Annotated in this window: 15 protein-coding genes; 5 read left to right on the plus strand and 10 right to left on the minus strand. The window is 63.8% G+C overall.

What is annotated here, in order from left to right; all coding sequences use genetic code 11:
- Positions 1-19: 19 nt before the first annotated feature.
- Positions 20-628 carry a TetR/AcrR family transcriptional regulator gene (locus V1292_RS22830; RefSeq protein ID WP_442895555.1) on the minus strand — a complete coding sequence of 203 codons (609 nt, stop codon included), beginning with the start codon at positions 626-628 and terminating at the stop codon, positions 20-22.
- 133 nt (positions 629-761) lie between these two features.
- Here V1292_RS22830 and V1292_RS22835 point away from each other — a divergent pair, with 133 nt between their 5' ends.
- Positions 762-1,994: an MFS transporter gene (locus V1292_RS22835; protein WP_334374903.1), complete on the plus strand. Its 1,233-nt coding sequence runs from the start codon at positions 762-764 to the stop codon at positions 1,992-1,994.
- A gap of 205 nt (positions 1,995-2,199) precedes the next feature.
- On the opposite strand, the gene rpmG is transcribed toward V1292_RS22835, so the two are convergent.
- From rpmG to topA, 6 genes are all read right to left on the minus strand, one after another.
- Positions 2,200-2,367: a 50S ribosomal protein L33 gene (rpmG, locus tag V1292_RS22840; RefSeq protein ID WP_007603295.1), complete on the minus strand. Its 168-nt coding sequence runs from the start codon at positions 2,365-2,367 to the stop codon at positions 2,200-2,202.
- Between the two features lie 188 nt (positions 2,368-2,555).
- Entirely contained in the window at positions 2,556-3,881 is a 1,326-nt protein-coding gene (locus tag V1292_RS22845; RefSeq protein ID WP_334374904.1) for an LLM class flavin-dependent oxidoreductase, read from the minus strand.
- 266 nt (positions 3,882-4,147) lie between these two features.
- Positions 4,148-4,885 (minus strand): NUDIX hydrolase, encoded by a 738-nt coding sequence (locus tag V1292_RS22850; RefSeq protein WP_213286431.1) that lies wholly within the window; start codon positions 4,883-4,885, stop codon positions 4,148-4,150.
- A gap of 41 nt (positions 4,886-4,926) precedes the next feature.
- The gene (locus V1292_RS22855; protein ID WP_334374905.1) at positions 4,927-5,364 is read right to left on the minus strand and encodes a DUF983 domain-containing protein; all 438 of its coding nucleotides are present in this window, start codon (positions 5,362-5,364) and stop codon (positions 4,927-4,929) included.
- The gene (gene rnr / locus V1292_RS22860; protein WP_334374906.1) at positions 5,352-7,706 is read right to left on the minus strand and encodes a ribonuclease R; all 2,355 of its coding nucleotides are present in this window, start codon (positions 7,704-7,706) and stop codon (positions 5,352-5,354) included. Before rnr ends, V1292_RS22855 begins: the two co-directional genes overlap by 13 nt.
- Entirely contained in the window at positions 7,707-10,481 is a 2,775-nt protein-coding gene (gene topA / locus V1292_RS22865; protein WP_334374907.1) for a type I DNA topoisomerase, read from the minus strand.
- A gap of 229 nt (positions 10,482-10,710) precedes the next feature.
- Between topA and V1292_RS22870 the strand changes: the two genes are divergently transcribed.
- Together V1292_RS22870 and V1292_RS22875 are read left to right on the plus strand one after the other, a co-directional pair.
- A complete protein-coding gene (locus V1292_RS22870) occupies positions 10,711-10,965 on the plus strand; it encodes a hypothetical protein (RefSeq protein ID WP_334374908.1) in 255 nt (84 codons plus the stop codon).
- A gap of 159 nt (positions 10,966-11,124) precedes the next feature.
- Positions 11,125-11,265, plus strand: a complete 141-nt coding sequence (locus V1292_RS22875) for a hypothetical protein (protein ID WP_176721964.1) — start codon at positions 11,125-11,127, stop codon at positions 11,263-11,265.
- 64 nt (positions 11,266-11,329) lie between these two features.
- On the opposite strand, the gene V1292_RS22880 is transcribed toward V1292_RS22875, so the two are convergent.
- Positions 11,330-11,935, minus strand: coding sequence for an FMN-dependent NADH-azoreductase (locus V1292_RS22880; protein ID WP_334374909.1), 606 nt, complete (start codon positions 11,933-11,935; stop codon positions 11,330-11,332).
- Positions 11,936-12,035: 100 nt separating this feature from the next.
- Here V1292_RS22880 and V1292_RS22885 point away from each other — a divergent pair, with 100 nt between their 5' ends.
- A complete protein-coding gene (locus tag V1292_RS22885; protein ID WP_334374910.1) occupies positions 12,036-12,437 on the plus strand; it encodes a winged helix-turn-helix transcriptional regulator in 402 nt (133 codons plus the stop codon).
- Between the two features lie 132 nt (positions 12,438-12,569).
- Here V1292_RS22885 and dprA read toward each other — a convergent pair whose 3' ends face one another.
- Positions 12,570-13,694: a DNA-processing protein DprA gene (gene dprA / locus V1292_RS22890; RefSeq protein WP_334374911.1), complete on the minus strand. Its 1,125-nt coding sequence runs from the start codon at positions 13,692-13,694 to the stop codon at positions 12,570-12,572.
- A 67-nt stretch (positions 13,695-13,761) separates the two neighbouring features.
- Entirely contained in the window at positions 13,762-13,971 is a 210-nt protein-coding gene (locus V1292_RS22895) for a GDCCVxC domain-containing (seleno)protein (RefSeq protein ID WP_334374912.1), read from the minus strand.
- Between the two features lie 84 nt (positions 13,972-14,055).
- On the opposite strand from V1292_RS22895, the gene V1292_RS22900 reads away from it, so the two are divergent.
- Positions 14,056-15,297, plus strand: coding sequence for an amidase (locus V1292_RS22900; RefSeq protein WP_334374913.1), 1,242 nt, complete (start codon positions 14,056-14,058; stop codon positions 15,295-15,297).
- The last annotated feature ends 48 nt before the right edge of the window (positions 15,298-15,345 follow it).

Here is a 15,345-nt window from a genome sequence, read left to right on the forward strand (position 1 = left end):
GGAGAGAGCCTCAAGAGGCCTACTTTGACTGCTGTTTCTTCGCCGTGCGTTTGTGCGTGGCTGCAGCCCCACCCACCTTCACCCCCGCATTCCTGAGCAGCACCGTTGCGGCTTCCTTTGCCGCGCGCGCCATCGCGGGATCGTTGCGGACGAGATCCTGCGCGATCGAGCCGTCCACGAGCAGGGCGAGCTGCGTTGCCAGCGCATCCGCTCGGCGGATGCCGAGTTGCGCCAGCAGGTCGCGAAACCAGAGGCGGCGGCTTTCCTTGAACTCGACCGCAACCTTTCGGACCGACTGATCCTCGCCGAGTTCGGCCACCGCGTTGACGAAGGGACAGCCGCGAAAATCTTTTGCCGAAAAGCGCCGCTCCAGCGAATCGAAAGTGCCGAGAATTTGCTCGATCGGCGACTTGTCGGAAGGCCGCGGCGCCACAAAGCGCCGGGCCAGATAGGCCGAGATCAGCGCGTCCTTGGACGGAAAATGATTGTAGAGCGTGCGCTTGCTGATGCCGATTTCGGCCGCGATGGTGTCGACGCCGACCGCGCGAATTCCCTGCAGATAGAACAGCCTATCCGCGGTTTCCAGAATCCGTTCCTTCATCACCGGTTTGGCGGGCAGGGTAGCCATGCGAATGCGTGGGTCACCGTTTGCTTGACAGCAGCGCCCCTTATAGCCCAGGTACACAGGTCTGTGTACCTATTTCAGATGCCAATTGCAGGACGCGGCGTTCGAATCGCGCCCCTTAGGGAGAATAAAAACAATGGCCCTGCTGCAAATCCTGCGTCCGACGCTGCCCATCCTGATCGGCGCATCCATCATGCTGACGCTGAGCATGGGGCTGCGGCAGTCGCTCGGCATTTTCATGCAGCCGCTGACGCAGGATATCAAAATATCGATTTCCGACTTCACGCTGGCAATCGCGGTGCAAAACCTCGCTTGGGGATTTTTGCAGCCGCTCGCCGGGGCGTTGACCGTGCGCTACGGCTTTCGCGCCATCATGGTGGTCGGCGCGCTGCTCTATGTCGCGGGCCTTGCCTTGATGGCGGGGGCGAACGGCGTTCTCGCCGTCATGATCGGCGGCGGTGTGTTGATCGGCACGTCGCTGGCATGCACCGCGGCGGCGATTGCGATGTCGGTTGCGGCGCGCGCCGTTCCTGCGTCGGTGCGTTCCACCGTGCTCGGCCTGGTGTCGGGCGCCGGCTCCCTCGGCGCGCTATTGTCGGCGCCGATCGGGCAGATGCTCAATGAAGATTACGGCTGGCGGATCGGGCTGGTCGGCTTCGTGGTGCTGTCGCTCCTGATGATTCCCGCGGCCTGGTACGCGGGCAGGGTGGACAAGATCCCGTTGCCCAAGCCGACAGAAGACGAGATCGGCGACACTTCGGCCACCGCCGCAACGAAGATGGCGTTCGCCAACGCGTCTTTCGTGGTGATGACCGGCGCCTATTTCGTCTGCGGCATGCAGCTCGTCTTTCTCACCACGCACCTGCCGTCATATCTGGCGATCTGTGGCATGGACCCGATGCTGAGTGCGCAGACGCTTGGCATGATCGGCGGCTTCAACGTGCTCGGCAGCATTTTCTTCGGCTGGGCCGGCCAGCGCTGGAACAAGCTGGCGCTGCTCGGCGGCATCTACATCTTCCGCTCGATCGCACTCGCTTGGTATTTCACGCTGCCGCCGACGCCGGCAACTACGCTGCTGTTCGGCGCCATCATGGGCTTCCTGTGGATGGGCGTCGGCCCGCTGGTTGCGGGCGCGGTGGCAGAAATGTTCGGCCTGAAATGGCAGGCGATGATCCAGGGGCTCGCCTTCATGAGCCACCAGGTCGGCAGCTTCCTCGGCGCGTTCGGCGGCGGGGTGCTGTATGACGCGCTCGGCTCCTACACCATGGCGTGGCGGATCGGCGTCGCGCTTGGCCTGGCCGGCGGCATTGTCCAGGTCGCGTTCGCACTGATCCGGCCGAGCGGACCGCCGCAGATGCAGACGGCGTAGTCGGGGAGCGTTCCCCGGATGCTGCGCAGCGCGCCGCACTTGCAGCGTGGTGCGCTGCTGATCCGGTGTCCATCCGCGGCTACTGTGGGTTCCGGCTCTGCGGTGCACCGCTGAAGAAGCGCTGCACCGCGTCCGGGACACGGATAGTCAGGAATCAAAAACGGGGCCGCAAGGCCCCGTTCAAAATCGTCAGCGATTGGCTCGCTTACTTGATCTTCGCTTCGCGGAATTCGACGTGCTTGCGCGCGACCGGGTCGTACTTCTTCTTGACCAGCTTGTCGGTCATGGTGCGCGAATTCTTCTTGGCGACGTAATAGAAGCCGGTATCCGCCGAGGAAACGAGCTTGACCTTGATGGTGACCGCTTTGGCCATGTTCAGAACCTCAAAAATGGGGGTGTCAGGCGCCGGCCAAACCGGCCTGCATTTGCCGCGCAACCTAGCTTCTGATCGCCCAAAGTCAAGGTTTTCGGGGCAAAAACCGGCATAAATCGGGGTAGTATCCATGTTTTTGCGCGTATTCTGATCGCAAAACCGGTGTCCACTTTTGCGGAATACGCGCGTTAACCCTCAAAGAACCGGTTTTTCGGCCTCGGCAGCCCCAAATTCTCCCGCAGCGTCTTGCCCTCATACGCTTTCCGGAAAATCCCGCGCCGCTGCAGTTCCGGCACCACCTTGTCGACGAAATCGTCCAGTCCGGCCGGGAGGAATGGGAACATGATGTTAAAACCGTCGCTGCCGCGGCTCATCAGCCATTCCTCCATCTGGTCGGCGATGGTTTGCGGCGTGCCGACAAAGGACAGTCCGCCATAGCCGCCGACGCGCTGGGCGAGCTGGCGCACCGTGAGCTTGTCGCGCGCGGCGGCATCGACGAGGCGCTGGCGGCCGCTCTTGCTGGCGTTGGTTTCGGGAATCGGCGGCAACTGGCCGTCGGGATCGAAGCCGGAGGCATCGGTGCCGAGCTGCACCGAGAGCGAAGCGATGGCGCTGTCGTAATGCACCATGCTGTCGAGCTTGGCCCTTTTCTCCTTGGCTTCTTCGACACTGTCGCCGACCACGACGAAGGCGCCGGGCAGGATCTTCAGATGCTCGGGGTTGCGGCCGATCTTCTCCATGCGGCCCTTGATGTCGGCATAAAGCTTCTGTCCGTCGGCAAGGCTGCCGCCGCCGGTGAATACGGCTTCCGCGGTTTCCGCCGCGAGCTGCTTGCCGTCCTCGGACGCGCCGGCCTGCACGATCAGCGGCCAGCCCTGCACGGGGCGGGCGATGTTGAGCGGGCCGCGCACGGACAGATGTTTGCCCTTGTGATTGAGCACGTGCATTTTGGCGGGATCGAAATAGAGGCCTCGTTCGACGTCGCGCATGAAGGCGTCATCGGCAAAGGAATCCCACAGACCCGTCACCACGTCATAAAACTCGCGCGCCCGCTTGTAGCGCTCGGCGTGCTCCATGTGATCGTCGAGCCCGAAATTGAGCGCTGCGTCCGGATTGGAGGTGGTGACGATATTCCACCCGGCGCGTCCGCCTGAGATGTGATCGAGCGAGGCGAAGCGCCGGGCCACGTGATAGGGCTCGTCGAAGGTCGTCGATCCCGTCGCGATCAGGCCGATATGCTCTGTCACGGCTGATAGCGCCGACAACAGCGTGAACGGCTCGAACGAAGTGACCGTGTGGCTGCGCTTGAGCGCATTGATCGGCATGTTCAGCACGGCCAGATGATCGGCCATGAAGAACGCGTCGAACTTGCCGGCTTCGAGCTTCTGGATCAATTGTTTGATGCGCGGGAAATTGAAATTGGCATCGGGCCAGGCGCCGGGATAGCGCCATGCGCCGGTGTGGATGGAGACCGGCCGCATGAACGCGCCGAGCTTGAGTTGCCGCTGTGCCATTGCCCCGTTTCCGTAGCTGTTATTGTTGGGAAAGAGATAGGCACAGGCAAGGGCTGCGCCATTAGGGGCGCGCAGAAGAATTTTGCAATTTAAAGGACAGGCGGAGAACGATTCGACGGTGGCAATACCGTCATTGCGAGCCAACGGGTCGCGCGAATGCGCGCCCGATGACAGGCTTCGCGAAGCAATCCATAGCACCGCAAGCGTCGAGATGGATTGCTTCGTCGCTAACGCTCCTCGCAATGACGGGGAGAGAGCGGGGGACTCTACGCCCCCAGCACGTCCTTCTGCATCTTGCCGCCGTAGAAGTGGAAGAACGGCACCGGCGCGTCGTGGCGCAGCGGGCCGGTCGCAAGGCGGCGATCGAGTTCGGCGAGCACGTTCTTGGTCATGGCGTGCGCGTCGGCGAGCGGCTGCGAGCCGATCTCGACCCACACCAGCTCCACCAGTTCAGCGTCGGCGTGGATCACGCCTTCGACCCGGTGGGCGATGGCTGACGCGTCGGCCGTGAAGAAGCGCGTATCAAAACGGCGGACGCGGCCAGGCGGAGTGATCGCGCGCGCGATCAGGAACAGGCCGGACGGATCGGGCAGCAGGCCTGCTTCCGCAAACGGCTTCCAGGCGCCGTCGAGTTTCACGGGTTTGTCGACCTTGCATCCGAGGCAGAGGCCGGTTTCCTCGCAGGCCTCGCGGATCGCAGCAACCGCCAGCGCGCGCGCCCGCGATGGTGCGATCTTCGGACTGCCTTTGAGCAGATTGGCTTCGAGCTCTGGGGAAATCGGCGCGGCCACCGGAATGCGGTTGTCCGACTTGTCGACACGCCCGCCCGGAAAAACATATTTGCCGGGCATGAACACCACCTTGTCGTGGCGCTTGCCGACCAGAACTTTCGGTTTGTCGCCGGAGCGGTCGATCAGGATCAGCGTCGCTGCATCCTTGGGCCGGAAATAGGGATGATGATCGGCTTCCTTTTCTTCCTTTACGGCGGTCGCGACGTCGTTCATTCCATCCCCATCTTTGGTGCTTCTTGTTACAACCGGTCTAGCTAGACCGGCGGCATGTCGCTAGGGGCATTTTCATCAAAGCCGTGCATGCGCAGCGCCCACTGAATGCCGACCACCGCGCCCTTGATTGGCTGCAACAATACGAGCGAGGAGACGAGCGTCGCCGGCAGATACATCGCCAGTTGCAGCCACACCGCGGGCGAGTAGTTGGTTTCGATCCACAGCGCCGCCGGCACCACGATGTGGCCGACGATGACGATGACGAGATAGGCCGGCAGATCGTCGGCGCGGTGCGGGGTAAAATCGAGCCCGCACTTCGAGCAATTGTCGGCAGTCTTCAGGAAAGCGCGAAACATCTTGCCTTCGCCGCAACGCGGACAGCGGCAACGGAAGCCGCGCTTCATCGCGGTCCAGAGGTCGCGCTTCTCGGCCTGCGCGGTGTCCCGGGTCCATGTCGTCGCGGCGTTCACCGTTTCCATGACTTGCCTTTCTTCGATTTGCCGGGCCTGGCTTTGCCCGACTTGCCCTTGTGAGGCTTGCGAACCTTGTCGCGCGGGCTGCGGCCCGGATGCGATTTCGACGGCTTTGCCGACGCTTTCGAGCCGTCGCGTTTTCTGCCGCGCGGAATGACCTTGCCTTCCACCTGGCCTTCCGACAACAGCTCGAACCGCAACGCGCCGGCTACCGGTGCAGCTTCTACCAGACGCACGTCGACAACGTCACCCAACCGGTGCATGGCACCGCTGCGTGAGCCGACGAGCGCGTGACGCGTCTCGTCATAATTGTAGTACTCGGTGCCGAGCGTGCGGATCGGGATCAGCCCGTCGGCGCCGGTATCCGATAACTTCACGAACAGCCCGGCGCGGGTCACGCCGGAGATACGGCCCTGAAACGTTGCGCCGATACGGTCGGCGAGGAAATGCGCGATCAGCCGGTCGGCGGTTTCGCGCTCCGCCTTCATCGCGCGGCGCTCGGTCAGCGAAATCTGCGCCGCGATCTCGCCCAGTGTCTCCAGCGTCTCGATCTCCGGCAACGCGCCTTCACCGAGACCGAGCGCGCGGATCAGCGCACGATGCACGATCAGATCAGCGTATCGCCTGATCGGCGAGGTGAAATGGGCGTAGCGGCGCAGGTTGAGGCCGAAATGGCCGTAATTCTCCGCCGAGTATTCCGCCTGCGCCTGCGAGCGCAGCACCACCTCGTTGACCAGCGGCTCGTAATCCTCGCCGCGGACCTGGCCCAGCACCCGGTTGAACAGCGAGGGTCGTAGCGCGCCGGTCTTCGCAAACGGGAGGTCGAGCGTTTTCAGGAATTCCTGGAGATTATGAACCTTCTCCAAGGTCGGTTCGTCATGCACCCGATAGATAAGCGGCAACGCCTTCTTTTCAAGCATTTCGGCCGCGGCGACGTTGGCGAGGATCATGAATTCCTCGATCAAACGGTGCGCATCGAGACGCTCCGGCACGATGACGCGATCGACCGTTCCGTCGGGCTTGAGCAGGATTTTTCGCTCGGGCAGATCGAGATCGAGCGGATCGCGTTCGTCGCGCGCGAGCTTCACCAGCGCGTAAGCGGCGTAGAGCGGCGTCAGGATCGGCTCCAGCAGCGGGCCGGTGATATCGTCGGGCCGCCCGTCGATCGCGGCCTGCGCCTGCGCGTAGTGCAGCTTCGCGGCCGAGCGCATCAGCACGCGATGAAAGCTGTGCGAGCGCTTGCGGCCGTCGGGGCCGATGACGAGCCGCACCGCGAGCGCGCCGCGCGCTTCGCCCGGCACCAGCGAGCAGAGATCGTTGGAGATGCGCTCCGGCAGCATCGGCACCACGCGGTCCGGAAAATACACCGAGTTGCCGCGCGTCACTGCTTCGCGGTCTAGCGCCGAGCCCGGCCGCACGTAGAAGGCGACGTCGGCAATCGCGACATGGACCACATAGCCGCCCTTGTTGTTCGGATCGGCATCGGGCGCGGCGTGCACCGCGTCGTCATGGTCCTTCGCATCAGGCGGATCGATGGTCACCAGCGGCAAATCGCGCCAGTCCTCGCGGCCTTTCAAGTCAGCAGGCTGCGCGGCCTCGGCTTCGCGCAAGGCGGATGGCGAAAACGCTTGCGGGATTTCGTGGGCGTGGATCGCGATCAGGCTGATCGCCTTTTCGCTCGACAACGAGCCGAGCCGCTCCTTCACTTTGCCGGAGGCGAGGCCATAGCCGCGCGAGCGCACCAGATCGACGCTAATGAGGTCGCCATCCTCGGCGCCCGCGGTGTCCGATGGCGCGATGTTCAATTCGCGCCCGGCCTGCTTCTTGTCGACGGGAACGAGCAGGCCGCCGCCGCCAGGCAGTTTGCGGAAGATGCCGAGCACGCGCGCGCGGGCCTGATCGATGATCTTGATGACGCGCCCGCGATAGGGGGCGCCTTCGCTATCATCAGCCTTCTCGATCCGCAGCAGGGCTCGGTCGCCGACGCCGGCTGCCGTGCCGGGTTGCAGACGGCGCGGGACGTGGATGCGGATCTTCGGCGCGGGGCCGCTCTGTTCTGTGTCCCATTCGGTGGGAGTGGCGAGCAGTTCGCCGTCGGTGTCGCGCCCGGTGATGTCGGCAATCACGGTCGGGGGCAGGAGGGCCGTCTCGTGAATCTTCCGGCCCCGTTTGGCGATGGCACCTTCGTCGGCGAGCTCGCGCAGGATGCGTTTCAGTTCGGCGCGGTCGGCATTCTTCAGGCCGAACTCGCGGGCGATCTCGCGGGTGCCGATCTTGCCCGGATGGGCACGGATAAAGGCGACGATGGCGTCCCGGGCCGGAAAGCCATGGTCGTGTTTTCTCTTCACTTATCCTCGCGCCTTGCCCGCGCGCTTTTTCGCGGGCGTCTTGGGTGCAGTGGGCTTTGCCGCCGATGTCTTGGCGGCGGAGGCGACCGGCGCGCGCGCCTTGCTCACGGCCTCCGATTTCGGCTTCGCGGCCGGCTTCTTCGCCGGCGCCTTCTTGGCGGGCTTCGGCGCATCGGGATCGGCAGCCTTGCTGGCAGTCTTGCTGGCAGTCTTGGCGGCGGCCTTCTTCGGCGCGGCCTTCTTGGCGCCGCGCTTTGGCTTGCCGCCGCCCTTGGCGGCGCGTTCGTCGATCAGCGCGATGGCTTCGGCCAGCGTGATCGTGTCCGACGTCTTGTCGCTCGGGATCGTAGCGTTGACACCGCCTGCGGTGACATAGGCGCCGTAGCGGCCGTTCTTGACGGCAACACCGCCAAGGCTCGGATGCTCGCCGAGCGGCTTGCCGGGATCGGCGCCGAAGCGGCGGCCGCTCGGGCCTTTTGCGATCTTTTCCGCGATCAGCGTCACCGCGCGGTTGAGGCCGATGTCGAACACCTCGTCGCCGGCCTCCAGGCTCGCATAGGTCTTCTCGTGACGCACAAACGGGCCGAAGCGGCCGATGCCAGCAGTGATCGGCTCGCCGGTTTCCGGATGTTTTCCAATTTCACGCGGTAGCGACAGGAGCTTCAGCGCCAGTTCCAGCTCCATGTCGCCGGGCGACATGTTCTTCGGGATGCCGGCGCGCTTGGGCTTTTCGCCCTCTTCGTAATCCTTCTGCTCGCCGAGCTGGATGTAGGGGCCGAAGCGGCCGGCCTTCACCGTCACGTCGAGGCCGGTTTCCGGGTCCTTGCCGAGAACGCGGTCGGCGCTCGCCTCGGAGTCGGCGGCCAGCGGACGCGTGTAGCGGCATTCCGGATAGTTCGAGCAGCCGACGAAGGCGCCGAACTTGCCGGCCTTCAGGTTAAGCCGGCCGGTACCGCAGGTCGGGCACTGCCTGATGTCGCCGCCATCGGCGCGGGCGGGGTAGATGTGCGGCCCCAGCATGTCGTCGAGCGCATCCAGCACTTCGGCGACGCGCAGATCCTTGATGTCGTTGACCGCGCCGATGAAGCCAATCCAGAAATCCTGCAGCACCTGCTGCCAGGAAATCTCGTTGTTGGAGATGCGGTCGAGTTGTTCCTCCAGCGCGGCGGTGAAGTCATACTCCACATAGCGCGAGAAGAAGTTTTCAAGGAAGGCGACCACGACGCGGCCCTTGTCCTCGCCATGCAGCCGCTTCTTCTCCAGCTTGACGTAACCGCGGTCTTTCAGGACCTGCAGGATCGAGGCGTAGGTCGAGGGACGGCCGATGCCGAGCTCTTCCATCCGCTTCACCAGCGAGGCTTCGGAGAAGCGCGGCGGCGGCTCGGTGAAATGCTGGGTGACGGCAAGCGCCTGTCGCTTCAGGGCTTCGCCTTCGCTCATGGCGGGGAGGCGGCGTGAATCCTCGTCTTCCTCGTCGTCGCGGCCTTCCTGGTAGAGCGCGAGGAAACCGTCGAACTTGATGACCTGGCCCGAAGCGCGCAACTCCAACACGCGCGAGCCGGCCTTCGCCGCGATATCCACCGTGGTGCGTTCGAGTTCGGCCGATTCCATCTGGCTCGCAATGGTGCGGATCCAGATCAGTTCATAAAGCTTGGCCTGATCGGGATCGAGGCGGCGGCGCATCTCGGCGGGCCGGCGCGACAGATCGGTCGGGCGGATCGCTTCGTGCGCTTCCTGCGCGTTCTTGGCCTTGGTCTGGTACTGGCGCGGCGCGTCGGGGACATAGGCGTTGCCGTAATCCTCGCCGATCACCTTGCGCGCTTGGGTGATCGCCGAGCCGTCGATCTGCACGCCGTCGGTTCGCATATAGGTGATGAGGCCGGTGGTCTCGCCGCCGATGTCGATACCTTCATAGAGGCGCTGCGCGATCCGCATGGTGTGCGCCGGTGCAAAGCCGAGCTTGCGGCTGGCTTCCTGCTGCAGCGTCGAGGTGGTGAAGGGGGCCTGCGGATTGCGGCGCGCGGGCTTTGCTTCGACGGTCGAAACCGTGAAGTTCGCCGCCTCAATGGCCTTCTTGAGATCTTCGGCTTCGGCGCCGGAGCCGATGTCGAGCCGCTGGATCTTCTTGCCGTCGGCGCCGACGAGACGCGCCTCAAAGCTGTCGCCGCGCGGCGTGGTCAGGGTCGCAACCAGCGACCAGTATTCGCGCGGGACGAATTTTTCGATTTCGAGTTCGCGGTCGCAGACCAGCCGCAGCGCGACCGACTGCACGCGGCCTGCCGAGCGCGCGCCTGGCAGTTTGCGCCAGAGCACGGGGGAGAGCGTGAAGCCGACCAGATAGTCCAGCGCGCGCCGCGCCATATAGGCGTCGACCAGCGCGCCGTCGATCTGGCGCGGCGCCTTCATGGCATCGGTCACCGCTTGCTTGGTGATGGCGTTGAACACCACGCGCTCGATCTTCTGATCTTTCAGCGCGCGTTTCTCTTTCATCACCTCCAGCACGTGCCAGGAGATCGCTTCGCCCTCGCGATCAGGGTCGGTTGCGAGAATCAGCCGGCTGGCGCCCTTCAGGGCCTTGGCGATGTCGTTGAGCCGGCCGGCCGCCTTGGGATCGACCTCCCAGATCATCTGAAAATTGGCGTCCGGATCGACGGAACCATTCTTGGCGGGGAGGTCGCGGACATGGCCGAACGAGGCCAGAACCTCGTAGGAGGCGCCCAAATACTTATTGATCGTCTTGGCTTTCGCCGGCGACTCCACGATGACGATATTCATGTCATTCCAATGGCTTACGGGAAAAGATAAAGGCGGGTTCCGCGAGACTCGCGGCCCACCGATTGGACCCGAACATGGGTGGTGAGGCGGCCCCTGTCAAATCGGCAAATGCCGCCAGGGAACCTTTCGCTGTCCACTTATATCTGAGGAGTTGCGAAATGCGCCCTAGAGTTGCGCCTCCAAAGGGGTTATTTCTGGGCAATACTGTATTCAATTGGATGCAAGTTTTTTGAGCAAGGCTGCAGGCGGCCGGAAGCGGAAAGCTTCAGGCAAGAAGAAGGGCTCGCCACCCGACGAACGTAACATTGAACGAGGTGAGGAGGGCGGCCCCGACGAGGCCGTGGCCTTTATCGCGGAGACCGTTGCCGAACTGGTCAAACTGGCGGAGCGCCACCGGCTCGAGGTGCTCAGCCATTTGCTGGGCATGGCGCAGCTCGAGGCGGAAGAGCGGCTGCGCACCCGCAGCAAACGCAAGCTGTCGTGAAAAGATGAAGGCCGGAATTGACAGTACGTGACCGTCGCGCTGACAGGCTCCGGCCCTGCGGCGGATTGGCGCTGGGCCAGAACGCGCATTGAACCCGGGGTGTAACTGCAGCACATTTTGGCAGGCGTTCTTGCCAATCAAAAGAACCGGAGAGCCGTCATGCCGAAAACCGCTGGCATCTCCTCCTCGGCGTCGCAAAGTTCGGATACCGCTCAACTTGTTTCAGTCGCCCTGTTTTCCGGGGTCGGTCTGCTGATCTCGCTGGTCGTCGTTATCCTCCGCATCAACGGCGTCTTCTGATTGAGCGGCTGCCTTCGCGCCTGGCGGCGGCAACCGCTCTCGTCTCAAGCTAGGCTGCCAACTCCTAGGCTGCCAAGTCGCTCGCTGCCCTCAGCGCGCCGGCCACGGCTTTTTCGCGATGCTCCGGGCCGACCTGAATGCCATCGGCGGAAATGAATTCGGGATTCCTGATGCCGATGAAGCCGAATACCCAGCGCAAATAGGTTTCGAGATGTTCGCCGAGCGCGGCCGGCGTGTCCGGGCCGTAATAGCCACCGCGCGAGATCGCGACGATGACGCGCTTGTTGCCGGCCAGCCCCTGGACACCTTGGGCATCGTATTTGAAGGTCTTCCCCGCGACCAGGATACGGTCGATCCAGGCCTTAAGCTGGCTCGGGATCGTGAAATTGTACATGGGCGCGCCGATCACGACGATGTCGGCGGCCAGAAACTCTTCCAGGACGGTCTGACCGGCGGCGATATCCTCCCGCAATGCAGCTTCCGGGGCCGCTCCCTGGCCGGCAGCGAGGTGTGAGCCGGTGAGATGCGCCAGCGGGGTCAGCGTGAGATCACGGTAGCTGACTTCGAGGCCAGGAGTGGATTGTCGCAGGCGGTCGACGACGGCGGCGGAAACCTGGCGGCTGACGGAGTGGGGGCCGAGAACGCTGGAATCGAGATGCAGGAGTTTCATGGTAGGGTCACCCTTATGGTATCGGTTTGTAACTGGCGCTATATGAGTGACCGTGACATAACCCCGCAAGAACGCACATTTCTTTCACCCGAGCACATCCATGAGACCCGAGCACATCAATGTTCCCGCCTTACCGCCCAGGGGTCACGACGGGGAAAATTGCCGCGCCGTAGCGTCGGTATTGGCGCGGGTTGGCGACAAATGGAGCGTGTTCGTGATCATGATGCTGATCGATGGGCCGCAGCGCTTCAATGAGCTCAAGCGCAAGATCGGCGGTATCTCACAGCGGATGCTGACGCTCACCCTGCGTGGACTGGAGCGCGATGGCCTCGTCACGCGCACCATCTTTCCGACTATCCCGCCGCGCGTCGATTACGAGCTGACCGATCTCGGCCGAGGACTCGCAGAGCCGGTGCAGGCGCTCGGCAAGTGGGCGTTCGAGCACTTGCCGGAGATCCAGGGCGCGCGGACCAGCTTCGATGCGCGCAATCCGAAGGACTAGAGTCTGACGAAATTAGGTTCAGTCGATCGCATGGCTGCGCCGGCCGTTGCCGGCTACTTTGCATGGGGTTGTTTTCGATATTTTGTTTGGGCGGTTCACGAAGCATCAGGCCGGACCTGATCTCATCATTCTCTAGATCAGCGACACCAGCCCGCCGCCGTGACGCTCCAGCCGTCCGGCGAGTTCGAGTTCGAGCAGCACCGTGCGGACGATGGTGGGCGAGAGGCCCGACATCCGGATCAGATCGTCAAGGCTGACCGGGCTCGGTCCCAGCAGCGCGACGATGCGCTCGCGTTCGCCTGGATCGGTGTTGAAGTCGAGCGGCTCGTCGTCCTCGCGCGCCTCGAGCATGATCGGCCGTTCGAGGATCGGCTGAATGGCGTTGATGACGTCGTTCGCTTCGGTGACCAGCGCCGCGCCCTGCTTGATCAGATCGTTGGTGCCGGCGGCGCGCGGATCGAGCGGCGAGCCGGGCACTGCGAACACTTCGCGGCCCTGTTCGGCGGCCATCCGCGCCGTGATCAGCGATCCCGACCGATGCGCGGCCTCGATCACGACGACGCCGAGCGAGGCGCCCGAAATCAGGCGGTTGCGGCGTGGAAAGTCGCGGGCGCGTGGCACGTGGCCGAGCGGCATTTCGGAAATCGCTCCGCCTTGTTTGAGCAAGATCGCCAGCAAATCTTGATGCTCCGGCGGATAGATCCGGTCGTGGCCGCCGGCCAGCGCCGCGACCGTGCCGCTTTCGATCGTTGCGCGATGCGCGGCCTGATCGATGCCGCGCGCCAGCCCGGAGATGACAACGAAGCCGGCGTCGCCGAGGTCGCGCGCCAACTGGCCGGCGAATTTCAATCCGGCGCCGGAAGCATTGCGCGAGCCGACGATCGCGATCATCGGCCGCATCAGCGCGTCGGGCGCACCGCGCACGCCGAGTAGCGGCGGCGGATCGTCGAGGGTCGCCAGCCGCGGCGGGTAGGCGGCTTCGCCCGGCGCCACCAGCGAGACGCCGATCTTGTTGGCCGCAGCGATCTCGGTCCGCGCCTCCTCCTCGCTGCAGATGCGCCCTGAACGCGCAGCGCCGCCACGCCGCGCCAGTTCGGGCAGCCGCTCCAGCGCCCCACGCGCATTGCCGAAATGACTGATGAGCGAGTTGAAGGTGCGCGGGCCGACATTGTCGCTGCGGATCAGGCGCAGCCGGTCGATCCGCTCGGCGTCGGTGAGGTGAAGGGTGGGAATGGTATGTGGCGTCCGGTCATGCATGCGGACGCAGCTTTGCCCAACCTGAGATTGCGATCAACCTGTTTGACGCAAAAACGTCCTGAGCTTGTTAGCGGCAGCAGGCAGCTTTGCCGCTTTCCTGAACGGGAGGACACGGCACGGAGCCGTACGAGCAGAACACGCAGCAGTCGCCCGCCAGCGGCTTCAGCCTCTCGCCGCAGCCTTGGCAGATATAAAAAAACTGGCAGGCGTCCGTTGGCATTTGCTCATCGGCTTGATGGTTGCAGCGCGGACAGGTCAGGATGGATTCAAGCTGCATCAGGAGTCACGGATAACTTTGACAGCGGCGGATCAATCATATTCCATCCAGCCGCCACAATCAAAAGCCGCAGGACCACGCCCCATGATCTCGCTCGCCGGCCTCCAGCGCCGCATCGATGCAGGCGAGCTTTCACCCGATGCCGCCGTCGCGCAGTCGATGGAAGCGATCACCACACAGGACAGGACGATTGGCGCTTTCGTCTGCCGTGCCGAAAATCTGCGCGCGGCAAGCACCGGACCGCTGCGCGGCATCGCGGTGGGCATCAAGGACATCATGGATACCGCGGAGTTTCCGACCGAGATGGGCTCGCCGATCTACCGGGGATATCGACCGCGCGGCGACGCTGCCGTCGTGATGATGCTGAAGCAGGCGGGCGCCAGCATCATCGGCAAGACCACAACGACGGCATTCGCCTCGCTGGATCCGACACCGACGCTCAATCCGCACAACAAGGGTCATACACCCGGCGGGTCGTCATCGGGCTCTGCCGCAGCGGTTGCGGCCGGCATGATCCCGTTGGCACTGGGGACGCAGACCGGCGGTTCGGTGATCCGGCCGGCCTCGTTCTGTGGCGTCGCCGCGATCAAGCCGTCCTACCACGTGCTGCCGACGGTCGGGGTGAAATGCTATTCGTGGACGCTCGATACAGTCGGGCTGTTCGCGGCCGGCGTCGATGACCTCGCGCGCGGGTTATCGGCAATGACCGGCCGGCCCGAATTGCTTCTGCCGCCCACGATTTCAACACCACGCATCGGCGTCGTGATCCAGGATTTCGCGGGCGCGCCGGAAGCGTCAGGCGAGGCTGCATTGCGGATTGCGAAGCGGGCGGTGGAGAAAGCCGGTGCCCCGGTGCGCGCATTGGATTTGCCCAAAATTGTTGCCGAGGCATGGTTGGCGCAACCGGTCGTGCAAGAGTTTGAGGCGCATCGGGCGCTCGCCTGGGAGTATCGTGAACATTACGCGGAAATGGCGCCGCTCTTGCGGGCCAAGCTGGATGGGAGCAGGGACACAACGCCCGCCGCCTATGACGCGGCGATTAGAATAGCGGACCGCGCCAGACAAGCGCTGGAAAAAGTGTTCGATGAGGTCGATGTGCTGCTGACCTTCTCCGCACCAGGTGCTGCCCCGCGGGGTTTGGCTTCGACCGGCGACGCCCGTTACAATCGGCTATGGACGCTGATGGGCGTACCCTGCGTCAACGTTCCGGCTTTTGTGGCGGGCGTCAACTTGCCGGTGGGCGTGCAGGTGATTGCGAGATACGGCGCGGATGCGCAAGCACTGGCGGCGGCGCGGTTTGTGGAAGACGCGCTTGCCCGGAAATAAATGCCAACGAGCTTGTTGCTCCCATAATGGGACCATGATATGTGATAA

The organism is Bradyrhizobium sp. AZCC 1719 (assembly GCF_036924525.1).
In the GTDB taxonomy this organism is placed as follows: domain Bacteria; phylum Pseudomonadota; class Alphaproteobacteria; order Rhizobiales; family Xanthobacteraceae; genus Bradyrhizobium.